The sequence below is a fragment of the Lysobacter oryzae DSM 21044 genome (genome assembly GCF_059568595.1).
On sequence record NZ_JCANTQ010000009.1, the window covers coordinates 233760 to 258455 of the forward strand.

At 69.4% G+C, this 24696-nt stretch carries 25 protein-coding genes; 17 read left to right on the forward strand and 8 right to left on the reverse strand.

Going from position 1 to position 24696, the window contains the following annotated elements; translation table 11 throughout:
* Window positions 1-166: 166 nt before the first annotated feature.
* The 10 genes from mltB (at window position 167) to BP05_RS04805 (ending at window position 10837) form a co-directional block, all read left to right on the forward strand.
* Window positions 167-1309, forward strand: coding sequence for a lytic murein transglycosylase B (gene mltB, locus BP05_RS04760; protein ID WP_496361003.1), 1143 nt, complete (start codon window positions 167-169; stop codon window positions 1307-1309).
* A gap of 20 nt (window positions 1310-1329) precedes the next feature.
* Window positions 1330-2538 carry a septal ring lytic transglycosylase RlpA family protein gene (locus BP05_RS04765; protein WP_496361005.1) on the forward strand — a complete coding sequence of 403 codons (1209 nt, stop codon included), beginning with the start codon at window positions 1330-1332 and terminating at the stop codon, window positions 2536-2538.
* 160 nt (window positions 2539-2698) lie between these two features.
* A complete protein-coding gene (locus BP05_RS04770) occupies window positions 2699-3913 on the forward strand; it encodes a D-alanyl-D-alanine carboxypeptidase family protein (protein WP_496361518.1) in 1215 nt (404 codons plus the stop codon).
* Between the two features lie 141 nt (window positions 3914-4054).
* A complete protein-coding gene (locus BP05_RS04775) occupies window positions 4055-5023 on the forward strand; it encodes a CsgG/HfaB family protein (RefSeq protein ID WP_496361007.1) in 969 nt (322 codons plus the stop codon).
* Between the two features lie 134 nt (window positions 5024-5157).
* Window positions 5158-5436, forward strand: a complete 279-nt coding sequence (locus tag BP05_RS04780) for a DUF493 family protein (RefSeq protein WP_496361009.1) — start codon at window positions 5158-5160, stop codon at window positions 5434-5436.
* Complete coding sequence (gene lipB, locus BP05_RS04785; protein ID WP_496361011.1) at window positions 5424-6146, forward strand: lipoyl(octanoyl) transferase LipB; 723 nt, start codon at window positions 5424-5426, stop codon at window positions 6144-6146. The genes BP05_RS04780 and lipB overlap by 13 nt, the downstream gene beginning before the upstream one ends.
* On the forward strand, window positions 6143-6271 hold the full coding sequence (locus tag BP05_RS04790) for a hypothetical protein (RefSeq protein WP_496361013.1): 129 nt from the start codon (window positions 6143-6145) through the stop codon (window positions 6269-6271). The genes lipB and BP05_RS04790 overlap by 4 nt, the downstream gene beginning before the upstream one ends.
* 49 nt (window positions 6272-6320) lie before the next feature.
* Window positions 6321-7334: a lipoyl synthase gene (gene lipA / locus BP05_RS04795; RefSeq protein WP_496361015.1), complete on the forward strand. Its 1014-nt coding sequence runs from the start codon at window positions 6321-6323 to the stop codon at window positions 7332-7334.
* A gap of 261 nt (window positions 7335-7595) precedes the next feature.
* Window positions 7596-9863, forward strand: coding sequence for a carboxy terminal-processing peptidase (locus tag BP05_RS04800; protein WP_496361017.1), 2268 nt, complete (start codon window positions 7596-7598; stop codon window positions 9861-9863).
* 110 nt (window positions 9864-9973) lie between these two features.
* A complete protein-coding gene (locus BP05_RS04805) occupies window positions 9974-10837 on the forward strand; it encodes a bifunctional transcriptional activator/DNA repair enzyme AdaA (RefSeq protein WP_496361019.1) in 864 nt (287 codons plus the stop codon).
* A gap of 13 nt (window positions 10838-10850) precedes the next feature.
* Here the strand turns inward: BP05_RS04805 and BP05_RS04810 are convergent, their stop codons facing one another.
* Window positions 10851-11345, reverse strand: a complete 495-nt coding sequence (locus BP05_RS04810) for an Lrp/AsnC family transcriptional regulator (protein ID WP_496361021.1) — start codon at window positions 11343-11345, stop codon at window positions 10851-10853.
* Window positions 11346-11440: 95 nt separating this feature from the next.
* Between BP05_RS04810 and BP05_RS04815 the strand changes: the two genes are divergently transcribed.
* From BP05_RS04815 to BP05_RS04835, 5 genes are read left to right on the forward strand one after another with little or no spacing between them, the layout of a single operon-like run.
* Complete coding sequence (locus BP05_RS04815) at window positions 11441-12079, forward strand: LysE family translocator (protein ID WP_496361023.1); 639 nt, start codon at window positions 11441-11443, stop codon at window positions 12077-12079.
* A 9-nt stretch (window positions 12080-12088) separates the two neighbouring features.
* A complete protein-coding gene (locus BP05_RS04820) occupies window positions 12089-12610 on the forward strand; it encodes a DinB family protein (protein WP_496361025.1) in 522 nt (173 codons plus the stop codon).
* A 24-nt stretch (window positions 12611-12634) separates the two neighbouring features.
* Window positions 12635-13579: a drug/metabolite exporter YedA gene (gene yedA, locus BP05_RS04825; RefSeq protein ID WP_496361027.1), complete on the forward strand. Its 945-nt coding sequence runs from the start codon at window positions 12635-12637 to the stop codon at window positions 13577-13579.
* On the forward strand, window positions 13576-14532 hold the full coding sequence (rarD, locus tag BP05_RS04830; RefSeq protein WP_496361029.1) for an EamA family transporter RarD: 957 nt from the start codon (window positions 13576-13578) through the stop codon (window positions 14530-14532). Before yedA ends, rarD begins: the two co-directional genes overlap by 4 nt.
* A 1-nt stretch (window position 14533) precedes the next feature.
* On the forward strand, window positions 14534-14971 hold the full coding sequence (locus BP05_RS04835; protein WP_496361030.1) for a GNAT family N-acetyltransferase: 438 nt from the start codon (window positions 14534-14536) through the stop codon (window positions 14969-14971).
* A gap of 21 nt (window positions 14972-14992) precedes the next feature.
* On the opposite strand, the gene BP05_RS04840 is transcribed toward BP05_RS04835, so the two are convergent.
* The 3 genes from BP05_RS04840 to BP05_RS04850 are packed head-to-tail and all read right to left on the reverse strand — an operon-like array spanning window position 14993 to window position 18312.
* Window positions 14993-15598 (reverse strand): hypothetical protein, encoded by a 606-nt coding sequence (locus BP05_RS04840; protein ID WP_496361032.1) that lies wholly within the window; start codon window positions 15596-15598, stop codon window positions 14993-14995.
* A 10-nt stretch (window positions 15599-15608) separates the two neighbouring features.
* Entirely contained in the window at window positions 15609-17804 is a 2196-nt protein-coding gene (locus BP05_RS04845; protein WP_496361034.1) for a xanthine dehydrogenase family protein molybdopterin-binding subunit, read from the reverse strand.
* A 52-nt stretch (window positions 17805-17856) separates the two neighbouring features.
* Window positions 17857-18312 (reverse strand): (2Fe-2S)-binding protein, encoded by a 456-nt coding sequence (locus BP05_RS04850; protein ID WP_496361036.1) that lies wholly within the window; start codon window positions 18310-18312, stop codon window positions 17857-17859.
* A 133-nt stretch (window positions 18313-18445) separates the two neighbouring features.
* On the opposite strand from BP05_RS04850, the gene BP05_RS04855 reads away from it, so the two are divergent.
* Together BP05_RS04855 and BP05_RS04860 are read left to right on the forward strand one after the other, a co-directional pair.
* Entirely contained in the window at window positions 18446-19432 is a 987-nt protein-coding gene (locus BP05_RS04855) for an XdhC family protein (RefSeq protein ID WP_496361038.1), read from the forward strand.
* Window positions 19429-20046 carry a nucleotidyltransferase family protein gene (locus tag BP05_RS04860; protein ID WP_496361040.1) on the forward strand — a complete coding sequence of 206 codons (618 nt, stop codon included), beginning with the start codon at window positions 19429-19431 and terminating at the stop codon, window positions 20044-20046. Before BP05_RS04855 ends, BP05_RS04860 begins: the two co-directional genes overlap by 4 nt.
* Window positions 20047-20049: 3 nt before the next feature.
* On the opposite strand, the gene BP05_RS04865 is transcribed toward BP05_RS04860, so the two are convergent.
* From BP05_RS04865 to BP05_RS04880, 4 genes are all read right to left on the reverse strand, one after another.
* Window positions 20050-21228 (reverse strand): ABC transporter permease, encoded by a 1179-nt coding sequence (locus tag BP05_RS04865; protein WP_496361042.1) that lies wholly within the window; start codon window positions 21226-21228, stop codon window positions 20050-20052.
* Between the two features lie 10 nt (window positions 21229-21238).
* Window positions 21239-22396: an ABC transporter permease gene (locus BP05_RS04870; protein WP_496361044.1), complete on the reverse strand. Its 1158-nt coding sequence runs from the start codon at window positions 22394-22396 to the stop codon at window positions 21239-21241.
* Window positions 22397-22424: 28 nt separating this feature from the next.
* Complete coding sequence (locus BP05_RS04875; protein WP_496361520.1) at window positions 22425-23132, reverse strand: ABC transporter ATP-binding protein; 708 nt, start codon at window positions 23130-23132, stop codon at window positions 22425-22427.
* An 88-nt stretch (window positions 23133-23220) separates the two neighbouring features.
* Entirely contained in the window at window positions 23221-24459 is a 1239-nt protein-coding gene (locus tag BP05_RS04880) for an efflux RND transporter periplasmic adaptor subunit (protein WP_496361046.1), read from the reverse strand.
* Window positions 24460-24696: the final 237 nt, after the last annotated feature.

Here is a 24696-nt window from a genome sequence, read left to right on the forward strand (position 1 = left end):
TGCGACGTGCGCTAGGCCAACCGGCGAAGCTGACCATCGCGTTCATGCTGCGGAAAACAAGGGTTTTTCGTCTCAGGGCCGCGTGCTACCCTCGGCCGCGATGACCCGATGCCCGTCCCTTTCCAGTGCGCGGCTCAAGACGGTTCGGCCGGCATTGGTCGGCCTGATGAGCCTCGCACTCGCAGCCTGCGCCACCCAGGCACCGCCTTCGCACTCCACCCACAAGCGCGCCGCCGCCAAGCCGGCTGCAGCTCCGGTCGCGCCGGGCATGACCCCGGCCGACGCGATCTCCACGCCGTTGCCGCCGCCGCAACCGCCCAGTGACGAAGTCCGCGCGGCCTTCGTCGCGGAGACCGCCACCAAGTACGGACTCGACGCCGCCTACATCGAATCGGTGCTCGCGCGCGCCCAGATCCGCGAGGCCACGATCACCGCGATGGCGCGACCGGCCGAAACCAAGCCGTGGCGCGACTACCGTCCGATCTTCGTCACCCAGCAACGCATCGACGGCGGCCGTGCCTTCCTCGCCGAGCACCGCGACCAGTTGGCGCGGGTGGAAGGCCAGTACGGCGTGCCGGCGGAAGTCATCGTCGCCATCCTTGGCGTCGAGACGGGCTGGGGCAGCAACACCGGCAAGACCTCGGTGCTGGACGCGCTGTACACGCTCGCCTTCAATTACCCGCGCACCAATCTGCCCGACAAGGTCGCGCGCGAGAACCAGCGCGAAGCCTTCTTCCGCGACGAACTCGCGCAGCTGATGAAGCTGGGCAAGGAAACCGGACTGGACATCACCACGCTCACCGGCAGCTACGCCGGCGCGATGGGCTGGGGGCAGTTCATGCCCTCGAGCTACCGCGCCTATGCCGTCGATGGCGATGGCGACGGCATGCGCGATCTGTTCAACGACCTCGACGACGTGTTCGCCTCGGTCGCCAACTACTTCGTGAAGAAGGGCGGGTGGGTGCGCGGGCAGCCGGTGATGGCGCGCGCCAGCTACGTGCCGGGCGCGGTCGCGCTGGTCGATTCGCAGGGCGATCCGATCCACACCCTGGCCACGCTCGAGCAGGCCGGCTACAAGCCGCTCGAGCCGGTGCCGGCCAACATCACCGCCGCGCCGATCGTGCTCGATGGCGACAGTCCGGAGTACTGGCTGACGTTCCGCAATTTCCGCGCGATCTGGAGCTACAACAACTCGATCCGCTACGCCACCGCCGTGTACCAGCTGTCGCAGCTGATCGCGCAGCCGGCGGAGAGCGTCGCGCCGGCAGTGGTGCCGGCGGACACGCAGAACGGGCAGCCGGGCGCATGAGGCACTTCCACTGGCTCAGGATGAGCGGTCTACTCGCAGCCTTGGCACTGGGCCTCGCGGCCTGCGCCGGCGCACCGAAGAAATCCGCGCCGCCGCCCGCCGCGGCGGCCAAACCCGAAAGCAAGGCGGAAACCGCGACCGCACCGCGGCGCAAGTCGCCGTATGCACCCGCGCAGGAAGATCCGGGCAAGCGCGGCGACTATGTCGCGGGCGGCCTGTATGCGCCCGGGGTGCGCGACAGCGTCCCCGACGACATTCCGGACGTCGACGCCATTCCCGAGCCGGAGGTGACCGACGAGCCGCGCTCGCCGGTCGGCAACCGCCGCAACTACGCCGTGCTGGGCAAGAAGTACGAGGTGATGGATGAAGCCGAAGGCTACGTCGAGACCGGCGTTGCATCCTTCTATGGCAAGAAATTCCACGGCCGGCGCACCTCGAACCTGGAGGTGTACGACATGTACGCCTTCAGCGCCGCGCACAAGACGCTGCCGCTGCCGAGCTTCGCGCGCGTGACCAACCTCGACAACGGCAAGTCGGTGATCGTGCGCGTGAACGATCGCGGGCCCTTCCACGAGGGTCGTCTGATCGACCTGAGCTACGCCGCGGCCACCAAGCTCGGGTACGTCAGGAACGGCACCGCGCGCGTGGAAGTGCGCGCGCTCACGCCGCGCGACCTGCAGGACGCGCACGCCGTCGCGAAGCGCGAACCGGCGCCGGCCAAGTCCCACGATTTCGTCCCCAGCGCGATCGACAAGCTGGTCGCGGCCATCCCCGTCGCCACGGTGGCAGCGGCGGAACGACCGGGTGCGCCCGCGAGCGCCGTCGAGCATCGTTTCGACATGCGCCAGGACGGCCGGACCATGACCGCGGCCGAATTCGACGCGTGGATGAAGGCACGCCAGGTCCGCATCGCAACAGGCAAGCCGGCGCTAGCGGGCACGGCGGCGGCAGCGGACGCCACGGCCGGCGCGCCTCCCGCGGCCACCCAGCCCCGCGGCGAGCGCGTGGTCCTGCAGGTGGCCTCGTTCTCCGCCCGTGCCAATGCCGACCGGGCACTGGCCCTGCTGCAGGGCGCCGGCATCGATTCGGCCGCGCTCGCCGACGGCGACGCCAACGGCCGCAGGATCTGGCGCCTGCGCGTGGGCCCGCTGGCCGCCGCCGCCGCCCCGGAACTCGCCGCGCGCATCGCTGGCCTGGGCTTCGGGACGCCGCAACGCGTGCGGGAGTAGGATCGGCCCGCGATCGCGTGCCGGGCCGGCGTGGAGCCGGCGCAAGCCCGCACCAGATTTCCGTGTTTTGTTTTTCGCTTCGCCTTGACGCCTCTTCCCCCGCAGTAACAGGCCGCCCATGCCGGCCGCCGGAGTAATTCCCGCAATGACCTCGCGCCCAATGACCTCGCGCCGGCTCCAATCGCGCTTCGCCCTCGCCGCCCTCCTGCTCACCTCGACGCTGGGCCTTGCCCTGGCGCAGGCGCCCGCGCCCAAGCCCGCGCTTCCGCCAGCCAGCGATGCGCTGCCGGTGCCGCCGGCGCCGAAGATCACGGGTACCTCGTGGGTGCTGATGGATTTCGCCAGCGGCAACGTGCTGGCCGGCGACAGCTACGACACCCGCCTGGAACCGGCGAGCATCACCAAGGTGATGACCAGTTACGTGATCGCCGCGGAAGTCGCCGGCGGCAAGGTCAAGCCCACCGACCAGGTGATGATGAGCGAGAACGCCTGGCGCACCGGCGGCGCCGGCACCGACGGCAGCTACAGCGGCTTCGAGGTCAACAAGACCGCGCCGCTGGAGCAGATGGAAAAGGGCATGGCGATCCAGTCCGGCAACGACGCGGCGATCGCGCTGGCCGAGCACGTCGCCGGCAGCGAGCAGACCTTCGCCTCGCTGATGAACGCCTACGCCGCGCGCATCGGCATGAAGAACTCGCACTTCGTCAACGCCACCGGCCTGTCGGCGCCCGAGCACTACTCGACCGCGCGCGATCTCGCCTTGCTCGGCCGCGCCTTCATCCGCGATTTCCCCGAGACCTACGCCTACAACAAGATCAAGGAATTCACCGTCGGTCCGATCACCCAGCCCAACCGCAATCGCCTGCTGTGGCTGGATCCGACCGTCGACGGCATCAAGACCGGCCACCACTCCGGCGCCGGCTATTGCCTGATGGCCTCGGCCAAGCGCGGCGACCAGCGCCTGATCAGCGTGGTGATGGGATCGACTTCGGACGACCAGCGCACCAGCGACAGCCAGGCGCTTCTCAACTGGGGCTTCCGCTTCTTCGAGACCCACAAGCTGTACGACGCCGGCAAGTCGATCGCCAAGCAGAAGGTGTGGAAGGGCGCGAGCGACCAAGTGCAGCTTGGTGTCGCCCAACCGCTGCTGGTCACGGTGCCGCGCGGCCGCTACGCGCAGCTGAAGCCATCGATGGACGTGCCCAAGACGCTGGTCGCACCGATCAAGCAGGGCCAGAAGATCGGCACGGTCAAGGTCGTGCTTGATGGCAAGGTGATCGCGCAGCGTCCGCTGGTGGCGATCAACGCGGTGGAAGAGGGCGGCTTCTTCAAGCGCCTGTGGGACGAATTCTGGATGTGGTGGGAGTCCGACTGAGCCTCGGCTCCGCGAACCGCCGGGCATCCGGGCCGCTGTCCGGAATCCGCGCACGTTCACGTTCTTTTCGGGCATCGAACCGGTGGCCGACCCAGCACGGGTCGGCCATTGCGTTTCTGGAATCACCACAAGGGAACGGACATGACCAACGGCACGAACCACACGCTTCTCCGCATCTGCCTGCTCGGCAGCCTGCTCGCGACGGCCGCCGCGCCGGCGCTGGCGCAACGCCAGAGCGCGCAGGACATGCGCAAGGAGCAGATGCAGCAGATCCCGGTCTGCGCGAAGAAGCTCGGCACCATCTCGGTGCTCGAACCCGAGGACGCCACCAACTGGTGGACCGGGCAGCAGCTGCCGGCGCCGTCGAAGCTGATCAAGGTGTTCGTCAACAAGTCGCGCTGCTTCACCCTGGTCGATCGCGGTGCCGGCATGGACGCGGCGATGCGCGAGCGCGAACTGGCCTCCAGCGGCGAGCTGCGCGGCCGCTCGAACGTCGGCAAGGGCCAGATCAAGGCGGCCGACTACGTGATGGTCCCCGACCTGATCGCGCAGAACAGCAATGCCGGCGGCAGCGGCGTGGGCGCGCTCGTCGGTGGTCTGCTCGGCGGCAGCCGCGGTGCGGCGCTGGGCGGCGCGGTGAATTTCAAGAAGAAGACCGCCGACGTGGTGCTGACCGTCACCGACGTGCGCTCGTCCGAGCAGGTGGCCATGGCCGAGGGCAGCGCCAGGAAGACCGACATCGGCTTCGGCGTCGGCGGCGGCCTGTTCGGCGGCAGCGGCCTGGGCGGCGCGGGGGTGGGTGGTTACGCCAATACCGAGATCGGCCAGGTGGTCACCATGGCCTACCTGCAGGCCTACACCGACATCGTCAGCCAGCTCGGCGGCCTGCCCGACAGCGCTTCGGCGGCCAGCGCGCAGCAGGCGGTGACGGTGACCAAGCCCGCGCGTCTGTTCACGGCGGCGGACGGCAAGAAGGTGGTCCGTTCGCTCGACGTCGGCATGATGCTGTACCCCACCGGCACCAAGCAGGGCGTGATGTGGGAGGTCGAGGACGAGCTGGGCAACAAGGGCTGGGTGTCGTCCACCCTGCTGGAACTGTCCAAGCGCTGATGCGGTTCCCTGCCCGGGACGTCTGCAAGGGCTGCCTCCGGGCAGCCCTTTTCATTGGCGGCTGGAACGTCCCGTTCCGCCGTCGCGGCGCCCGCGCGCTTGGGTTCGCCGCCCCCGGCGCCCATAATCCGCGCATGGAGATCAAGTCCGACAATCCGGAACACGGCTTCCAGTTCCCGGGCACCTTCGAGCTGTCGGCGATGGGTGCCGCGGACAAGGGCCTGGAAACGGAGCTGCCGCGCCGCCTGCTCGATGCCGGCCTCGAGGTCGAGCACGAATCGATCAGCTGGAAGCACTCCTCCAACGGCCGTTACGTCTCCGTGCGGATCGCCTTCCGCGCCGTGAGCCGCGAGCAGTACGACCTGGCCCACCAGGTGCTGCGTGACCACCCGGAAGTGAAGTGGACGCTGTAACCAGCCCGGCCTGCGCGGTAACCGAGCCGAGCGAGCGGGAGAAGTCCCCGGCGCTGCTGCGCGATCTGGGCCGCCGGGCCTACGAGCCGGTGTGGCGCGCGATGCAGGCGTTCACCGACACGCGTGGCGACCACACGCCCGATGAGCTCTGGCTGGTCGAACACGATCCGGTCTTCACCCTGGGCCAGGCCGGCAAGGACGAGCACGTGCTGATGCCGGGCGACATTCCGGTGCTGCACGTCGACCGCGGCGGCCAGGTCACCTACCACGGCCCCGGCCAGATCGTGCTGTATCCGCTGCTCGACCTGCGCCGGCTCAAGGTCGGGGTGAAGGATTACGTGTGCCGGATCGAGCAGGCGATGATCGACACGCTCGCCGACTGGAACATCCACGCCGAACGCCGCGAGGGCGCCCCTGGTGTCTACGTGAACGGGGCCAAGATCGGCGCGCTGGGCATCCGGGTGCGCCACGGCTGCACCTTCCACGGCCTGGCCTTCAACATCGCCATGGACCTGGAGCCCTTCATGCGGATAAATCCGTGTGGATACGCGGGGTTGCAGGTGACCTCGATGCTAGACTTGGGCGGCCCGTCCGGCCTGGACGCGGTCAAGCCGATCCTGCTGCAGCACGTCGCCCGCCTGTTCGGGCTGAGCGTGCAGGCCGCGCCGGCGGACTTCGCAACCCATCTCCTTGCAAAGGACCCTGCATGAAGAACGTGAACAGGATGACCTGGGCCGCGTTGGCGGCATTGGCCGTGGCGTTCCTGGTGTTTGCCGGTGGCTACCACGCCGGCAAGGACCTCGCGGAGCGCGACAGCACGCGACAGGCGATTTGATCGCATCCGCCCCGGCGGAGCGGCAGCAGGCAGCAAGAGCGAAAACCCGATGACGACCGACTCCGCCACCAAGACCATTCCGCTCGCCGTCGTGGGCGCCGATACGCCGACCGCGTTGGAACCAGGCGCCAAGCAGCTCGGCGGCGACAAGATCGGCCGTTCGCCGGTGCAGTTCGCCGATGCGCCGGTGCTGCGCAAGCCGTCGTGGATCCGGGTGCGGATTCCCTCGGGCAACTCGGTGCAGCAGCTCAAGGCCAAGCTGCGCGAGAACCGCCTGGTCACGGTGTGCGAGGAAGCCAGCTGCCCCAACATCCACGAGTGCTTCAGCCACGGCACCGCGACCTTCATGATCCTCGGCGAGGTCTGCACGCGCCGCTGCTCGTTCTGCGACGTTGCCCACGGCCGGCCGAAGCCGCCGGATCCGGCCGAACCGTTGCACCTGGCGCAGACGATCAAGGACATGGCCCTGAAGTACGTCGTGGTGACCTCGGTCGACCGCGACGACCTGCGCGACGGCGGTGCCTCCCACTTCGTCGACTGCATCGCCGCGATCCGCGAATTCAGCCCGCGCACCAAGATCGAGATCCTCACGCCCGACTTCCGCGGCAAGGGCCGCATGGAACGCGCGCTGGAGATCCTCAAGGCCAACCCGCCGGATGTGTTCAACCACAACATCGAGACGGTGCCGGACCTGTACACCAATGTGCGCCCGGGCGCCGACTACCAGTGGTCGCTGACGCTGCTGCAGAAGTTCAAGCAGCAGCATCCCGAGCTGCCGACCAAGAGCGGCATCATGCTGGGCCTGGGCGAGACCATGGAGCAGGTCCAGGCCACCTTGCGCGACCTGCGCGCCCACGATGTCGACATGGTCACCATCGGCCAGTACCTGCAGCCGACCGCGCACCACCATCCGGTCATGCGCTACTGGACGCCGGACGAGTTCAAGCAGCTGGAAACCTACGGTTACGGGCTGGGCTTCAACCACGTCGCCTCGGGCCCGCTGGTGCGCTCGTCGTACCACGCGGACCGTTCGGCCGCCGAAGCGGGATTCGTCGCCGCCTGAGCGGCGCCCCGGGCCGCGCCGGGCTTCGACAACGACCATCGCCGCCGACACCGGAATCGCGCGTCCGGCGGTCGCGTCAGCGCGCGCTCACCAAACTGAACCTTGTCCCGCATGCCTGCCGGGACCTGCGAATAACCCGCTAATTGGCACGCTTTCGCATCGCCCGCGCAGTCGACAGGCCCTGCAACTTCCGGCACTGTGGACCGGTCGAATCCCGCGACATCCTTGCACCGGGCCACGTCGGTCCGCGAAGACCCCGCGATGAAAATCCAGACCCCACGCGCCACGACCGCCCCCGCACTCAAAGTGCTCGCGGCCTTCCTGCTCACCGCTCCCCTGGCGCTGCTCGCCGCTGACGGTTCCAAGACCGCGCAGCTGCCGGTGCCGCCGCAGAGCGACAAGGCCCTGCTGAAGTCGGTCGATGCCAAGACGCTGCCCAATGCGCCGACCACCGACCAGACGACCGCGGCCAAGCTCGTGTACGGGTTGCTGTCCGACAGCCGTTACGCCTATCGTCCGCGCCCGCTCGACGACACCCTGTCGGCGGACATGTACAAGCGCTACCTGGAAGCGCTCGACGGCAACAAGCAGTTCTTCACCGCGAAGGACATCGCGAAGTTCGACGCGTACAAGTTCCAGTTCGATGACGCGATCAAGGGCGGCAAGCTCGATCCCGCGTACGCGATCTTCGCGGCGTACCGGCAGCGCTTCGACCAGCGCGTCGCGTTCGCGCGCAACCTGCTCAAGCAGGACATCTTCTCCTTCACCGGCAGCGACCGTTTCGAGTACGACCGCGAGAAGGCGCCGTGGGCGAGCGACGATGCAGCGCTGGACATGCTGTGGAAGCAGACCGTGCGCAACGACTGGCTGCGCCTGAAGCTGGCGGGCAAGAAGCCCGAGGACATCCGCAAGACCCTCGACAAGCGCTACGCGAACATGTCCAAGGGCGTGGCCGAGTTGAAGGGCGAGGACGTGTTCCAGACCTTCCTCAACAGCTACGCCAATTCGATCGATCCGCACACCGACTACTTCACCCCGCGCACGGCCGACAACTTCAACATGACCATGTCGCTGTCGCTGGAAGGCATCGGCGCGGTGCTGCAGAAGCAGGACGACGTGGTCGCGATCCGCGAGATCGTGCCCGGCGGCCCCGCCGGCAAGTCGCAGAAGCTCAAACCCGGTGACCGCATCGTTGGTGTGGGCCAGGGCGACAGCGGCCTGATGGAAGACGTGATCGGCTGGCGCATCGACGATGTCGTCGCCAAGATCCGCGGCGCCAAGGGCACCAAGGTGCGCCTCGACGTCATCCCGGCCGAAGCCGGCCTCGACAGCCATCCCAACCGCCTCGTCCTGGTGCGCGACAAGGTGCGCCTGGAAGACCAGGCGGCGAAGTCGGAAATCATCACGCTGCCAGGCGCGGACGGCGTTCCGGCGCGCCGCATCGGCGTGATCAAGCTGCCCGGCTTCTACCAGGACTTCGAAGGGCGCCGCCGCAACGATGGCGATTACGCTTCGGCCACCCGCGACGTCGCCAAGCTGTTGACCAAGCTGCGCGGCGAAAAGGTCGAGGGCGTCGTGCTCGACCTGCGCAACAACGGCGGTGGTTCGCTCGACGAGGCGATCGACCTCACCGGCCTGTTCATCGATCGCGGCCCGGTCGTGCAGCAGCGCGAATCCGGCGGTCGAGTGCAGGTATACGGCGACGAGGATTCCGGGATTGCCTGGGAGGGCCCGCTGGCGGTGCTGATCAACCGCGGTTCGGCCTCGGCGTCGGAAATCTTCGCCGGCGCGATCCAGGACTACGGCCGCGGACTCGTCATCGGCGAGACCACCTTCGGCAAGGGCACGGTGCAGAACCTGGTCGACCTCGACCGCTGGCCGGCCAATGAGACCGCGCGCTTCGGCCAGGTCAAGCTGACGATCGCGCAGTTCTTCCGCGTCAGCGGCGGCAGCACGCAGAACAAGGGCGTGGTGCCGGACATCGCCTTCCCGGTGTCGGTCGACGCCAGCGAATTCGGCGAAAGCACCTACGACAACGCGCTGCCGTGGACACGCATCGCCGCCGTGCAGCACACCCGCTATGGCAATTTCGCGCCGCTGCTGCCGAAGCTGGAATCCATGCATGCCGCGCGCATCGCCAAGGACAAGGAATTCCAGTGGTGGAGCGAGGACGTGGCGCAGTTCCGCGAGGAGCGCGCGAAGAAGTCGGTGTCGCTGAACGAAGCCGAGCGCCGCGCCGAGCGCGACCGCGACGACGCCAAGCGCAAGCTGCGCCAGGAACAGCGCAAGGCGCTGGGCCTGGCCATCGATCCGCTGGCCGACGACAACGCCGACGACGGCCTGGCCTCGAGCGAACGCGACATCGCCAAGGACGCCGCCCGCGAGAAGCTGGCCGAACAGCGTCCGGACCCGCTGCTGCGCGAGTCGGCCGCGATCCTGGGCGACGCGGTGCGCCTGCTCAACGGCGACAAGCAACTGTCGGTGCAGGTGCTGCCCCAGGCGGCGACGCCGGGCCACTGGGCCGACTGATGGGGTTTCCCGGGCCCCCGCCTGGGAATCCGCCCGGGGGCGCCCGCCCCGCGATCGCATCGCAAGAATCGGATAGCGGGCGCCCATGGGCGCCCGTTACCGTTGGGGCCATGAACGCCATGGTCAAGAACCTCCAGCTCCCCGCCGGCGCGCCCGGCCATTCCTCCGACAAGCTCGAGCGCGCGCGCGCGCTGCTCGACCTGGGCGAGCCGTCCCTCAACGACCTCGCCGAGGCCGTGGGCCTGAGTCCATCGCACCTGCAGCGCACGTTCACCGCGCGCTTCGGCCTGAGCCCGGCCGAATACCTCGCCCAGCGCAAGCTCGGCACGCTCAAGTCCGCGCTGCGCGAAGGCCGCGACGTCAGCGCCGCGCTGTACGACGCCGGTTACGGTTCGCCCTCGCGCGTGTACGAACGCGGCGCCGCCAAGCTCGGCATGACGCCCGCGCGTTACCGCGCGGGCGGCGACGGCGAGCAGATCCGCTGGAGCCTGCTCGACACCGCGCTCGGCACCGCGCTGGTGGCGACCACCCAGCGCGGCATCTGCATGATCGAACTCGGCGAGGATCCGGTGGCACTGGAAGCCAAGCTGCAGGCCGAATTCCCGCGCGCCGTGCTCGAGCGCGTGGACGCCGGCCGCGACGAATTCCTGGCGCCGCGCCTGCGCGCGGTCGCCGACGCGCTCGCCGGCAAGCAGGCGCAGGTGGACATCGACCTGATCGGCACCGCGTTCCAGAAGAAGGTGTGGGATGCGCTGATGCGGATCCCGCGCGGCGAGACCCGCAGCTACGCCGAGGTCGCCGCGCAGCTGGGCGCACCGCGCGGCGCACGCGCGGTGGCGAGCGCCTGCGCGCACAACCGCGTGGCGATCGTGGTGCCGTGCCATCGGGTGGTGCGCGGAGACGGCTCGCTCGGCGGCTATCGCTGGGGCCTGCCGCTCAAGGAGCGGGTGCTGCAGCGCGAACGCGCGGCCTAGGGCCCGCGCCCGATCAGCGCTTGCGCCGCCCCGGTGCGCGCGTCGGCAGGGCCAGGCCTTGCTTCACCACTTCGAACACCATCCGCGTCTCGTAGCGCTTGAGGTTTTCGTCGCCACCGAACAGGCGCTCGGCCACTTCCCGCGTATGCGCCAGGCCCGTGGTCGCCAGCACCACCAGGTAATCCCATTCGCCGGCGAGCACGTAGCACTGCTGCACCTCCGCCGCCGAACGCAGCCGCGCGTGCAGGGCGGCGTGGTGGCGCGCGGACTCGCGTTCCAGCGCGACCAGCACGGTGGCGAGGGTGACGTTGGCCAGCTGCGCGGGATTGAGCACGGCGACGGTGCGCATCAGTCCGCTCTCGCGGTAGCGCTTGATCCGGCGCTGCACGGCGCTTGCCGACAGCCCGACCGTTTCGCCCAGCGCAGTCAGGGTGAGACCGGCGTCGCGCTGCAGCAGGTCGAGCAGGCGGTGGTCGAATTCGTCGAGGGCGATGGGCGCGGCAGCCATGCAAAATTATTGCGCCGCGACGCACGTATTTTCAAACGCGATGCTCGCCCCGCCGATAGGCTGTCTCGCATCCCACGCCGCACCATGCGCCCTCCATGATCCCGCTCGAGCAACTGCTGCTGTTCGCCGCCACCGCGCTGGTGATGGTGCTCACCCCCGGCCCGAACATGATCTACCTGGTCTCGCGCTCGGTGAGCCAGGGGCCGCGTGCGGGCGTGGTGTCGCTGTTTGGCGTGGTGTGCGCCTTCCTCGTGCACATGACCGCGGCTGCGGCCGGACTCACCGCGCTGTTCGTCGCGGTGCCATTGGCCTACGACGCGTTGAAGCTCGCCGGCGCGGCCTACTTGCTGTACCTGGCCTGGCAGGCGGTGAAGCCCGGCGCGCGCTCGCCCTTGCAGCCGGCGATCCTGCCGCCGGATTCGCGGGCGAAGCTGTTCCGCATGGGCTTCCTGACCTGCCTGCTCAATCCGAAGGCGGCGGTCCTGTACCTGTCGATCCTGCCGCAGTTCGTCGACCCGCATCGCGGCTCGGTGTTCGTGCAGAGCGTGGAGCTGGGCGTGCTGCAGATCGCCATCAGCTTCACCTTCAACCTGCTGATCGCGCTGTCGGCGGCGGGCCTGGCCGCGTGGTTCGCGCGCAAGCCGGTCTGGCTCGCCGCGCAGCGCTACTTCATGGGCACGGTGCTCGGCGGCCTCGCGCTGCGCATGGTGCTGGAACCGCGCCGGCTGGCCTGAGGAGCGACGATGAAGGACGTGACAATCGCAACCACGCTGCAGGCGCTGGCGGCATTCCCCAGCCAGCTGGAGGCGCATTACGCCACGGTGCCCGCCGGCTTCGCGCGCTGGACGCCGCCGTCCTGGGAGGGCATCCCCAGCGAGCGCTTCACCCCACTGGAGCAGGTCCTGCACGTGCGCGACATCGAAGTCGATGGCTACCACGTGCGCTTCCGCCGGACCCTGCACGAGCAGCGGCCGCTGCTGGTGGACATCGACAGCTACGCGCTGGCGGCCGAACGCGGCTATGCCGGCGATGACGACGTGCAGGCCGCGCTGGTGGAATTCCGCGTTGCACGGGCGCATACCGTGGAGTTGCTGGCGCAGCTGCATGCTGGCGACTTCGCGCGCACCGCGGAATTCGAGGGCTACGGTCCGGTCACGCTGCGCGGCCTGATGCACTACCTGTGCAGTCACGACCAGCAGCATCTCGCCGGACTGCAGTGGCTGCTCGGCCGGATCGAAGCTTCCCGCGCTGCCCCTGCTTCCTGACACCCTCGCTACCCGGCCTCCTCCATGACCGCCATCGTATCCACCCCGCACCGCGCCTCCGCGCTCGCCATCGCCTTCGCGCTGGCGTCGGTGTACGTGCTGTGGGGCTCGACCTACCTGGCGATCCGCTTCGCCCTGGAGGGCTACCCGCCGTTCCTGCTCGGCGCGATCCGCATGTCGATCGCCGGCGCGCTGATGTTCGCGGTGCTGCGCTGGCGCGGGGTGAAGGCGCCGACCCGGAAGCAGTGGCGCACGCTGGCGGTGCTGTCGGTATTCATGGTGCTGCTGTCCAACGGCCTGGTGAACCTCGCCGAGACCGAGGTCGGTTCCGGCCTGGCCGCGATCGCGGTGGCCTCGATGCCGCTGTTCGCGGGCGTATTCGCGATGCTGCGCGGGCGCCACCCGACCAGGATCGAATGGCTCGGCACCATCATCGGCTTCCTCGGCGTGATCTGGCTCAACGCGGGTAGCGAACTGTCTTCATCGCTCCTGGGTGGCGTGTGCCTGGCGATCGCCGCGGTCGCGTGGGCGTGGGGCTCGATCTGGAGCCGCGACCTCGACCTGCCGGAGCCCTTCATGATGGCCGCGGGACAGATGCTGGTGGGCAGCCTGTGGATGCTGGCGGCGGCGCTGGCCACCGGCGAACGCTTCGCAGGCGTGCCGTCGATGGGCGCCACCGCGGCGATGCTCTACCTCGTCGTCGCCGGTTCGATCTTCGGCTTCACCGCCTACATCTGGCTGCTGCACCACGTGCGCCCCGCGCTGGCGACCAGCTATGCCTACGTCAATCCGCCGATCGCGGTGTTCTTCGGCTTCATGCTCGGTGGTGAAAGTTTCACCACGCATGACCTCGGCGCGATGGCGGTGATCCTCGCCGGCGTGGTGATCATCACCCTGGCGAAGGCGCGCGCGTCGACCGCGGCGCCCGCGCCGATCGCCAATCCGTCCAGCAGCGAGCCCGCGGCATGAGCCCCGGTTTCAACAGTAGCGCCGCGGAAAGCCGCGCCGGCCTGTGGGTCGCCGTCGCCTCGTTCGTGCTGTGGGGGCTGATGCCCTTGTACTGGCACCTGCTCAAGGCGGTGCCGTCGCTGCAGATCGTCGCCCACCGCGTGGTCTGGAGCACCCTGCTGGTGGTGGCGTGGCTGCTGTGGAAGCACGGTCGCGGCTGGCTGCGCGCGGCGCTCGCGCGGCCGCGCGCGGCGTGGATGCTCGCGTCGAGCGGCGCGCTGATCGGCTTCAACTGGAGCCTGTACATCTGGGCGGTGAATGCCGGCCACGTCGTCGAAAGCAGTCTGGGCTACTTCATCAATCCGCTGTTGAACGTGGTGTTGGGCGTCGCCTTCCTGCACGAACGCCTGAGCCGTGCGCAATGGATCGCGGTGGCGCTGGCCGCGGCCGGCGTGCTGTGGCTCACCGTGCAGTTCGGCCAGCCGCCGTGGATCGCGATCTGCCTGGCCCTGTCGTTCGCGCTGTACGGGCTGCTGCGCAAGCTGCTGGCGATCGATGCCGTCGCGGGGCTGGGCGTGGAAAGCGTGTACCTGTTCCTGCCCGCGCTGGCCGTGCTGGTGTGGGGCGAGGCGCACGGGCAGGGCGGTTTCCTGCCTTTTGAGGGCGCACCCGGGTGGGGCCTCGGCCTCGACGTGCTGCTGGTCGTCGGCGGCGCACTGACCGCGCTGCCGCTGATCGGCTTCGCCTTCGCGGTGCGACGCGTGCCGCTGTCCGTGGTCGGGCTGCTGCAGTACATCGCACCGACGCTGCAGTTCCTGACCGGCGTGTTCGTCTTCCACGAAGCCTTCGACCGCGACCGTCTGATCGGCTTCGTGTGCATCTGGATCGGCCTGGGCATCTTCGCCATCGATGGCGCCCTGCGTGCGCGGCGCCAGCCCGCGACGCCGGTCGCCGCGACCGCGAGCAAGGCCTGACATGGACGGCATCGAGATCCGGCCAGCACGCAGCGACGCCGAGATCACCGCGACGTTCGAGGTCATGCACCAGTTGCGGCCGCACCTGCGGCGCGAGGATTACGTGGCGACGATGCATGCGCTGCGCGCCAGCGACGGACTCGAGCTGCTCGCGCTGTGGAACGCGGGCGTGGTGCGCGCGGTGGCGACCTATCGCGTGATGAACATGCTGTATTGCGGACGCGTGCTCTACGTCGACGACCTCGTCAGCGACGAAGGGACGCGCTCACGCGGCCATGGCGCGCGCCTGCTGGCGCGGCTCAAGGATGAAGCGCGCGCGCTGGGTTGCAGCCAGCTCCAGCTGATCTCGCATGTGAGGCGCGAGGCCGCGCACCGCTTCTACTTCCGCGAAGGTTTCGGCATCGAGTGCTTGCACTTCCGCGCCGGGCTCGCGGACTGAACTGGAGCGGCAGGGGCGCGCTCACGCGTCCGGGCACGGCCCGCCGGCGTCCACCCAGGTCTTGAACGCGGCGACGAGTTCGTCGTGCGGCACCGGCACCGGGGCGCGGTTGCCGCCCGGTTCCCAGCCCCACAACACCAGCTTGTCGTTGCTGACGTGCTTGAGCAGCGCGGCGAGGTCGCGGTTTCCGTTGCGCTTGCGGTCCTTGATCATTTCGCAGGTCACCCTGGGCGACTCGCCGAACCACGCCATCTTCTGGTCCGGCGGCGGCAGGCCCCAGTGCGGTGCGCCCGGCGGCGCGTGCGGGCCGTAGCTGGCCGGCGAATTCCGGTTGCCATGGCAACTGGCGCACGGCAGGCCCAGGGCGCCGTGGCCTTCCGGGCCGCGCGCCACGCCCATCGGATGCGGCACGCTCGCGTCGGAGACCAGCGGCGCATCGCCGGTGATGTGGCAGTTGGCGCAGCGCGGGTGCTGGAACACCGTGTGCACCGTCAGGAACGCGTTCTTGCCCGCCTGCTGCCGCTCCGGCGCGGCCTGGGTGTCGCAGCCGCAGAGGGCGAGCACGCCGCACAGCGCGCCCATCGCGCGCAGCAGGGTCCCCATGGGAATCGGCGATCTCGTGCGCATGGCAGGCACCTCAGGCGCGGGCCGACGCGGCGTCGGCGGACAGTTGCAGCGGCAGTTCGCGCAGGCGTTGCCCGGTCAGCGCGAACACGGCATTGGCGACTGCGGGCGCGATCGGCGGCACCCCGGTCTCGCCCACGCCGCCGGACTTCTCCGTGCTCGGGACGATGTGCACTTCGACGTTGGGCATCTCGCCCAGGCGCAGCACCGGGTAGTCGTGGAAGTTGGATTGCTCGACGCGCCCCTCGCGGAAGCTCAGGCGACTGTGCAACGCCGCGCCCAGGCCGAAGGCGATGCCGGATTCCATCTGCGCCCGGATCGATTCCGGATTCACCGCGATGCCGCAGTCGATCGCGCACACCACGCGGTGCACGCGGATCGCGCGCGGCCCCTCGGCGGGTCCTTCCAGCGACACTTCCGCCACCTGCGCGACGTAGCTGCCGAAGGATTCGTGCACGGCGATGCCGCGCGCGCGGCCCTTCTTCAGTGGCTTGCCCCAGCCGGCCTTTGCGGCGGCCAGCTTGAGCACGCCCAGGTGGCGCGGATGCTTCTGCAGCAGCGCGCGCCGGTAGGCGAGCGGGTCCTGCTTCGCCGCGTGCGCCAGTTCGTCGATCAGGCTCTCCATCACGAAGCCGCTGTGGCTGTGGCCGACCGAGCGCCACCACAGCACCGGCACCGGCTTGCGCGGCGAATGCAGGTCGACGCGATGGTCGGCGATCTCCTTGAGGTAGGGCGAATCGGACACGCCTTCCACCGAGGTCGCGTCGATGCCGTTCTTCACCAGCATCGGCTCGAACGGCGTCCCGGCGAGGATCGATTGCCCGGCGATGCCGTGCTGCCAGGCGACGGGCATGCCCTTGGCGTCGACGCCGATGCGCGCGTCGTGCACATAGGCGGGGCGGTAATAGCCGCCGCGGATGTCGTCCTCGCGCGACCACACCGTCTTGACCGGCGCGCCCGCGGCCTTGGCGACGTGCACGGCTTCGGTGACGAAGTCGGACGTTGGCGTCGCGCGCCGGCCGAAGCCGCCGCCGAGGAAGGTGGTGTAGATCTGCACCTGTTCCGGCTTCAGGCCGAGGATCTTCGCGGCGACCGACTGGTCGACCGTCTGGAACTGCGTGCCGGTCCAGATCTCGCACGAGTCCTTGCCGATCTTCACCGTGCAGTTGAGCGGCTCCATCGGCGCGTGCGCGAGATAGGGTACGGCGTACACCGCACGCAACGTCTTCTTCGCCTTGGGCCATGCCCCGGCGACGTCGCCGGCCTGTGCCGCGGGCGTGCCCGCGGTGGCGGCGAGCTCGGTGAGTTCCTTGCGCATGGCGTCGCTGTCCATCGCCGCGCCTTCGCCCAGGTCCCAGTCGACCTTGAGCGCATCGCGGCCGAGCTTCGCCGCCCAGTAGTGGTCGGCGACCACCGCGACGCCGCTGGGCACCTGCACCACCTTGCGCACGCCAGCGACCTGCTGGGCCGCGGTCGCGTCGAACGACTTCACCTTCGCGCCGAACACCGGCCCGCGCGCGACGACCGCGGTCAACAGGCCGGGAAACTGCACGTCCATGCCGAACTGCGCGCGGCCGGTGATCTTCTCCGGCGTGTCCAGGCGCCGGGTCGGCTTGCCGATGATCTTCCAGTCCTTGGGATCCTTGAGTTTCAGCGTGGCCGGATCCGGCCCCTTGAGCTTGCCCGCGTCGTCGGCCAGCGCGCCGTACCGCACGCGGTGCGTGCCGGCGATGATTTCGCCCTTGTCGGTGCGCACCTGCTCCAGCGGCACGTTGAAGCGGGTGGCGGCGGCCTGCATCAGCATCTGCCGGGCGGCGGCGCCGGCCTGGCGGTAGCGGTCGAATTCGGACCAGGTCGAGGTCGAGCCGCCGGTCATCTGCATGCCGAACTGGGTGTGCGCGTACGCCGGCGCGGCCGGTGCGTGTTCGACCCGGATCTTCGACCAGTCGGCGTCGAGTTCCTCCGCGATCAGCATCGGCAGCGAGGTCCAGATGCCCTGGCCCATCTCGGAATGCGCGATCAGCACCGTCACGCTGTCGTCGTTGCCGACGCGCAGGAACGCGTTGGGCGCGAACGCCGCGGCGGGCGCGGCGGCATCGGCGAAGCGGCGCGCGCCGGGAATGACGAAGGCGACCACGAGGCCGCCGCCGACCACGGCGCCGGTCTTGAGGAAATCGCGACGGGAAAGCTGACGGGGCACGGCGTTCACGGGAACCTCCGTTGCACAACGCAACACGCCGCGGGCGCGGCGCAGGAAACGATCAACCCTTGGAAAGCTCGGCGGCGCGATGCACCGCGGCGCGGATGCGCGGGTAGGTGCCGCAACGGCAGATGTTGCCGGACATCGCCTGGTCGATATCGGTGTCGCTGGGGTGAGGCACTTTCGCGAGCAGCGCAGCCGCCGCCATCACCTGCCCGGACTGGCAGTAACCGCACTGCACGACGTCGAGCTCGGTCCACGCGCGCTGCACCGGATGGGTGCCGTCCTTCGACAGGCCTTCGATCGTGGTGATGTGCTTGCCGACCACGCTCTCCACCGGGGTGACGCACGAGCGTCGCGGCAAGCCGTCGACGTGCACGGTGCAGGCGCCGCATTGCGCGATGCCGCAGCCGAACTTGGTGCCGGTCATGCCCATCACATCGCGCAACACCCAGAGCAGCGGCATCTCCGGTGGCGCGGCCACCTCGTGCTCGGTGCCATTGACGTGCAGCTTCATGGCGCGCTCCCGCGGGTCGGGACGCCGAGCCTACTCCTGGCCCGGCCGGCGTGCATGGCACGGCGCAACAGCGGGACCGCCGGGGTCGGGCATAGACTCTGCGGGTCGCCAACGCTGCGGGGTTCGCGTCGCCATGGACATCGAAGTCGCCGTTACCCGCTCCCCGACCGGTGGCCCCCGCGCCGTGCTGGAGGCCTGCGCGCTGGCAGCAGAGCGTGACGATGCCGCCGTGCTGGCGCTGGTGGTAGCCACCGAGGGATCCACCTACGTGCGGGCGGGGGCGATGGCCTTGTTCTGCTCGGAGTCCGGGCAGGTCGGCTGGCTCAGCGGTGGCTGCCTGGAACCGGAGATCGAACGCCGCGCCCGCCAGGTGGCCACGGCACCGCGGATGGACTGGCTGCACATCGATACCCGCGACGACGAGGACCTGCTGTCCGGCTCGGCGCTGGGATGCCGCGGGCGCCTGCGCATCGCGCTGCTGCCGCTGCGATCGCTGCCGCAGTGGGGCGAGCTGGTCGCCGCCTGGCGCCGCGCGGAAGCGCCATTGCGCATCGACATCGCGGCGGGGGGCAACCTGCGTGCGGAAGTGGGGTTGCTCGCGCGGCAGTGGCAGCTTGCGCCGCTGCACCCGGGCGAGGCGCAGGGCGGCGCCTGGACACTGGAGATCCCGGCGCCGCCCACGGTCGTGATCTTCGGCGCCGGACCGGAGACACCGGCCTTGCTGCCCGCGCTGCGCAATCTCGGCTGGGTGGTGACGCTGGTCGAGCAGCGCCCGCGCTGGGCGCCGCTGGCCGCGGGCGCCGATGAGGCGATCCAGCGGCCCCCGCAGACCGCGTTGCCGGCGCCGGCGCGCTTCGATGCGGCGCTGGTGATGCACCACCACTTCGAGCTCGACCGCGAGGCCCTGGTGGCGCTGGCGGCCAGCGACATCGGCTTCATCGGCCTGCTGGGACCCACGCGGCGTCGCGAGGATCTGTTCCGCCTGCTCTCGCCGGAGGTGCGCGACGCGCTGCGGTCGCGCCTGCATTCGCCGGTGGGGCTGGACCTGGGCGGACACGGTCCGGAAGCGATCGCACTGAGCATCGCCGCCCAACTGCACGCCTACCGCCATTCGCCATGAGTACCGGCCACGCCGCGATCGTGCTGGCCGCGGGCGGCAGTCGCCGCCTGGGACATGCGAAGCAACTGCTCACGCGCGAGGGCGAGACGCTGGTGCACCGCGCCGTGCGCCTCGCCATCGCGACCGGCGCGATGCGCGTGGTCCTCGTCACCGGAGCCGGACACGAACGCATCGCCTCAGCGGCTGCCGGCCTGGAGGTCGAAGTGGCCTTCAATCCCCGCTGGGAATCGGGGCTGGCCAGCAGCCTGCAACGGGCGGCGCACGCGTTGCAGGAGCACGCGGGTCGCGTGCTGGTCCTCGGCTGCGACCAGCCCGCGTTGGAGGGCGCGCACCTGCAGCGCCTGCTGGCGGGCGCCGCGACTGCCGATTCCGGCTGCGCCGCCACGCAGCACGCCGACCGCCTGGGTTCGCCCGCCGTGCTGTCGGCGCCGCTGCTGCGCGCTGCAGCACAACTGCAGGGCGATCGCGGCTTCGGCGCCTACCTAAACGCACTCGCACCCGACGCCGTGTGGCGCCTGCACGCACCGGAGCTGCAACTGGACATCGACAACCCGGAAAACGAACAGGCCGCGATCGCTCGCGGCCTGCTCGATGCTTCCGACGTTCCCGCCTAGCGCTTACGCCGCGCGCAAGGCCGACGTCACCGGCATCCGCGCCGCGCGCCACGCCGGCAGCAGGCCGCCGAAGAAGCCGATGACCAGCGCGATCACCAGGCCGGTGAGCACCAGCGGCGGCGTCACCTTGAACGCGAACACCACCTGGGTGAAGTTCTCGCCCAGCGTCGATACCGAGAAGTTGTTGAACAGCAGGTAGGCGATGATCGCGCCCAGGGCGCCGCCGACGAAGGCGAGCACCAGCGACTCGATCATCACCGACACCAGCACGGGCATGCCGCCGAAGCCGATCGCGCGCAGGGTGGCGATCTCCTTGGCGCGCGTCGCGACCGCCGCATACATGGTGTTGAGCGCGGCGAAGATCGCGCCGAGCGCCATGATGACGGTGACGAAACCGGCGAGGAAGCCGATCTGCTGGCGGAAGTTCTTGGTCTGGCCGCTGAAATATTCCTGTTGGCCCTTCACGTCGACGGTGAGGCGCGGATCGGTCTTCAGCCCGTCCTGCAGCGCCTGCAGCCCGCTCGCGCCGTCCAGCCCGACCAGCACCGAGCTGAAGCCGCCGCGGTTGAAGGTCGTCTGCGCGACTTCCGCATCGGCCCACAGCTCGCTGTCGTAGGCATCGCCGGACTCGAACACGCCGACCACGGTCCAGTCCGAACCGCGCATGCGCAGGGTCTTGCCGAGTTCGGCGCCCTGGAACTGGCGGGTGACCCCGCGGCCGACGATCAGCTCGCGCAGACCGGTGCGGAACTTGCGGCCCTCGACGATTCTCAACTGCGGACGCAACGCGAACGCGTCGGGCTCGACCCCGCGCACGGTGATGTTGGCGCCGTTCTTCTCGTCGCCCTGGCGCACCAGTTCGGCGATCACGATCATCTCCGCCGAAGCCAGCGGCTTGCCGTCGGCGCCCTTGCGGATGCCGGGGGCCTGCTTGATCAGCGTGGCCGAATCGCGGCTCAGGCCCGAGTTGAGCTCGGCATCGGAGCCGCCGCGCAGGACGATCGCGTTGCCGGTGCTGCCGGTGGCCGCCAGCGTCTTCTCGAAGCCGGTGGCCATGGCGAGCAGGGCGGTGAACACGGCGACCACGCCGGCGAGGCCCACCACGATGACGAGCGAGGAAGCCCAGCGCTCGGGGATGCTCTTGAGGTTCAAGCCGGTGATGGCGGTGATTTGACTCAGCATGGTGTTCTCCTCAGCGTCCGGCCAGTGCGTCGACGATCTTCAGGCGGCGTGCGCGCAATGCCGGCAGCAGGCCCACGGCCAGGCTCATCAGCACGATCGCGATCGCGCCGGTCATCCACACCCAGCCGTTGACGCTGAGCGCGAACTGCCCGCCGGTACCCTTCTCGATCAGGGCGCCGAACAGGGTTGCGATCGACATCCCGATCACGCCGCCGACCAGGCACAACGCGGTGGCTTCGGCCAGGACGAAGCCGAGCACCGAGCCGTCGGAGAAGCCCAGGGTCTTGAGCACCGCCAGTTCCGGGATGCGCTCGCGCACGCTCTGGGCCATGGTGTTGCCCACCACCAGCAGCAGGGTGAAGAACACCGCGAACAGGATCCAGCGCACGATCATGCCGATGTCGCCGATCTGCTTGATGAAGCCGACGTTGAAGTCCTTCTCGGTCTGGGTCTTGGTCTCGTCGGGCGAGTTCTCGAACATCTTGTCGACGGTGCTGCTGATCTTCGCGCCGTCGGCCCCCGGGGCGAGCTTGAGCATGAAGAAGTTGGTGCGGCCGCTGCTGAACTGGTTGGCCTCGTCGAAGTAGTCGTGGCTGATGAAGACCGTGTTGGTCTGCTTCTGCCAGTTCTCGTCGCTGCCGTCGTAGATGCCCACCAGGTCGAAGGCCCAGGCCTTGCTGCCGTCCTTCTGCGGATAGATGTTGGAGCGGATCGGGATCTTCTGGCCGATCTTCCAGCCGTACTTGTTGGCGATGTTGCGCCCCGCGACCATCGCGGTGCGGGTATTGGCGAACGCCTTCCACTGCGCGTCGGGCATCACCCACTCCGGGTAGACGTCATGCTGGCGCACCGGGTCGACCGCGAACACGAACAGCGGGGTGTTCTCCTGCCACACGCCGCCGAACCACTGCATGTGCGCGACCCGCGCCACGCCGGGCACGGCTTCGAGCTTGGGCAGCATGCTCAGGGGAATGGGCTGGGTGAAGGACACGCGCGCCTGGGTCACCAGGCGGGTGGCGCCGATGAAGTCGGCGCCGGCGTCGAAGATGTGGTTCACCGACTGCAACAGGCCGAACAGCAGGAAGGCCATGATCACCGACAACAGCGTCAGGATCGTCCGGGTCTTCTTGCGGAACAGGTTGGCGATGACGAATCCGGTCTTGGTCATGGGCTGGTCCTCCGGTGGCCGGCGCGCATCACGAGCCGACGACCTGTTCGGCGAGGCGGCCCTTGTCCAGGTGCAGGGTGCGGTTGGCGTACTCGGCCGCGAGCGGGTCGTGGGTGACCATCACGATGGTCTTGCCGTGTTCGCGGTTGAGCGCCTGCAGCAGCCTGAGGATCTCGTCGGCGGTGGCGCGGTCGAGGTCGCCGGTCGGTTCGTCGCAGACCAGCAGGTTGGGGTCGGAGACGATCGCGCGGGCGATCGCCACGCGCTGCTCCTGGCCGCCGGAGAGTTCGCGCGGCTTGTGCTTGGCCCGGTCGGCCAGGCCCACCACCTGCAGCGCGACCTGCACGCTCTTCTTGCGCTGCGCCGCCGACAGCTTGGTCAGCAGCAGCGGCAGTTCGACGTTGCCTTCGGCGGTGAGCACCGGCATCAGGTTGTAGAACTGGAACACGAAGCCGACGTTGTTGCTGCGCCAGCGGGCGAGCTGGCCGCCCTTGAGCTGGTCGATGCGCTGGCCGTCGACGCTGATCTCGCCGGAGCTGGGCGTGTCGAGGCCGCCGATCAGGTTGAGCAGCGTGGTCTTGCCGGAACCCGACGGGCCCATCAGGGCGACGAAGTCGCCGCGTGGCACGTCGATGTTGAGGCCGTGCAGCACTTCCACCTTCTGCCGGCCGCGCTCGTACGACTTGGTGACGTTGCGGATGCGGATCATCGCGTCGTGCCTGCTCATGTCGCTCATGTCGTTCATTGCCTGCCTCGTTCCTTGGACGGTTTGTTCGGTGTTCGCGCCCGTCGCCGCCAGGGCATCGCGCGCGGGCGGGGAAGGATTACTTGCCTTCGGCGACCTCGACCGCGTCGCCGTTCTTGAGCGTCGCCGGCGCCTCGGTGATGACACGCTCGCCCGCGCTGACGCCGGCGAGCACCTGGCGGTTGTCGCCGAGGTTGCCGCCCAGGCGCACGGCGCGGCGCTCGGCCTTGCCGTCGTGCAGGACGAAGACGATGTCCTGTTCGCCGTCCTTGCGCAGCGCGGCCGGCGGCACCAGGGTGCGCGGCGCGGCCTGGGCGACGGCGGCGGACTTCCTGTCGTCCTGCTCGAGGAAGGACACGCGCACGCCCATGTCCGGGACGATGCGCGGGTCCTTCGACTTCAGGGCGATGCGCACCTTGACCGTGGCCTTGGCGCGGTCCGCGGTCGGGATGATCGCGATCACCTCGGCGGGGATGCGCCAGTCCGGATAGGCATTGAGCACGGCCTCGACCGGCATCTTCGGCTGCACGCGGCCGATGTAGGCCTCGCTGACGTCGACTTCGACTTCCAGCGAATCCATGTCGACGATGGTGCCGATGCCGGTGCGGGTGAAGCCGCCGCCGGCCGACAGCGGCGAGACGATCTCGCCCGGCTGCGCGGCCTTGGCGATGACCACGCCGGCGAACGGCGCGCGCACCACGGTGTTGTCCACGCCCTGCGCGGCGATGCGCAGGCCGCTGCCGGCGACCTGGGCGTTGCGTTGCGCGGTCTGCAGCCGGGCGCGCAGCGCGTCGCGCTGTGCGATGGCCTGGTCGTACTGCGATTTCGAGATCAGCTGCTGCTGGACCAGGCTGCCGAGGCGTTCGGCGTTGGATTCGGCTTCCTTGAGCTGCGCCTGCACCGCGCCGATCTCGCTGCGCGCGGCGGCGAGCTGCGAGGCGGCCAGGTCGCGCTGCGCGTCGGCGTCGATCGGGTCGAGCGTCGCCATCACCTGGCCGGCCTCGACGCGCTGGCCTTCCTCGATCAGCACCTCGCGCACCTTGCCGGTGATCTTGGCCGACACCGTGGCCATGCGCCGCGCGACCACATAACCCGTGGCATCGAGCACCGAGGCGCTGCCGCCACCGCTGTCGACGGCGGTGACGTCGGCCGTCTTGACCTCGATGGCGCGGTCGCGACCGAACACGGCCCAGCCCACCAGCGCCAGCACGAGCACGGCCGCGGCAATGCCGAGGCCGATCCACAGGCCGGTGCGCGAAGGCGGCGGCGCGGCGCTGCGGTCGATGCGGAGTTCCTTGAGCAGATCGGAGTTGTTCATCCCGGAAAGACCTTCATCCTGAAACTGGAAGCGGGCGGGCCGCATGGTCGTATGACGAATGGAGCGGGCCGGATTCGACGTCGGCCGGCTGGAAAGCGGCGCCAGTGTGGGCGCGCCACTGCGCCACGCCAACCTGCCGGAAGTAAGTTTCTTGCGCGCGACAAGGCGCCGGCACGGGCGGATGCCGTGCCTAGTGTGGCGCTTCACCCGGTCGCCGCCAATCTGACGCGGCGTCAG

Excerpts from the sequence above, each read along its gene's own strand:
- rarD (WP_496361029.1), top strand. The coding sequence starts at position 13,576 with ATGAGCCCCGGTTTCAACAGTAGCGCCGCGGAAAGCCGCGCCGGCCTG.
- BP05_RS04875 (WP_496361520.1), bottom strand. The coding sequence starts at position 23,132 with ATGAGCGACATGAGCAGGCACGACGCGATGATCCGCATCCGCAACGTC.
- BP05_RS04865 (WP_496361042.1), bottom strand. The coding sequence starts at position 21,228 with ATGCTGAGTCAAATCACCGCCATCACCGGCTTGAACCTCAAGAGCATC.
- BP05_RS04840 (WP_496361032.1), bottom strand. The coding sequence starts at position 15,598 with ATGCGCACGAGATCGCCGATTCCCATGGGGACCCTGCTGCGCGCGATG.
- BP05_RS04775 (WP_496361007.1), top strand. The coding sequence starts at position 4,055 with ATGACCAACGGCACGAACCACACGCTTCTCCGCATCTGCCTGCTCGGC.
- yedA (WP_496361027.1), top strand. The coding sequence starts at position 12,635 with ATGACCGCCATCGTATCCACCCCGCACCGCGCCTCCGCGCTCGCCATC.
- mltB (WP_496361003.1), top strand. The coding sequence starts at position 167 with ATGAGCCTCGCACTCGCAGCCTGCGCCACCCAGGCACCGCCTTCGCAC.
- BP05_RS04820 (WP_496361025.1), top strand. The coding sequence starts at position 12,089 with ATGAAGGACGTGACAATCGCAACCACGCTGCAGGCGCTGGCGGCATTC.
- BP05_RS04810 (WP_496361021.1), bottom strand. The coding sequence starts at position 11,345 with ATGGCTGCCGCGCCCATCGCCCTCGACGAATTCGACCACCGCCTGCTC.
- BP05_RS04790 (WP_496361013.1), top strand. The coding sequence starts at position 6,143 with ATGAAGAACGTGAACAGGATGACCTGGGCCGCGTTGGCGGCATTGGCC.
- BP05_RS04815 (WP_496361023.1), top strand. The coding sequence starts at position 11,441 with ATGATCCCGCTCGAGCAACTGCTGCTGTTCGCCGCCACCGCGCTGGTG.
- BP05_RS04805 (WP_496361019.1), top strand. The coding sequence starts at position 9,974 with ATGAACGCCATGGTCAAGAACCTCCAGCTCCCCGCCGGCGCGCCCGGC.
- BP05_RS04850 (WP_496361036.1), bottom strand. The coding sequence starts at position 18,312 with ATGAAGCTGCACGTCAATGGCACCGAGCACGAGGTGGCCGCGCCACCG.
- lipA (WP_496361015.1), top strand. The coding sequence starts at position 6,321 with ATGACGACCGACTCCGCCACCAAGACCATTCCGCTCGCCGTCGTGGGC.
- BP05_RS04780 (WP_496361009.1), top strand. The coding sequence starts at position 5,158 with ATGGAGATCAAGTCCGACAATCCGGAACACGGCTTCCAGTTCCCGGGC.
- BP05_RS04855 (WP_496361038.1), top strand. The coding sequence starts at position 18,446 with ATGGACATCGAAGTCGCCGTTACCCGCTCCCCGACCGGTGGCCCCCGC.
- BP05_RS04880 (WP_496361046.1), bottom strand. The coding sequence starts at position 24,459 with ATGAACAACTCCGATCTGCTCAAGGAACTCCGCATCGACCGCAGCGCC.
- BP05_RS04835 (WP_496361030.1), top strand. The coding sequence starts at position 14,534 with ATGGACGGCATCGAGATCCGGCCAGCACGCAGCGACGCCGAGATCACC.
- BP05_RS04870 (WP_496361044.1), bottom strand. The coding sequence starts at position 22,396 with ATGACCAAGACCGGATTCGTCATCGCCAACCTGTTCCGCAAGAAGACC.
- BP05_RS04765 (WP_496361005.1), top strand. The coding sequence starts at position 1,330 with ATGAGCGGTCTACTCGCAGCCTTGGCACTGGGCCTCGCGGCCTGCGCC.
- BP05_RS04800 (WP_496361017.1), top strand. The coding sequence starts at position 7,596 with ATGAAAATCCAGACCCCACGCGCCACGACCGCCCCCGCACTCAAAGTG.
- BP05_RS04770 (WP_496361518.1), top strand. The coding sequence starts at position 2,699 with ATGACCTCGCGCCGGCTCCAATCGCGCTTCGCCCTCGCCGCCCTCCTG.
- BP05_RS04860 (WP_496361040.1), top strand. The coding sequence starts at position 19,429 with ATGAGTACCGGCCACGCCGCGATCGTGCTGGCCGCGGGCGGCAGTCGC.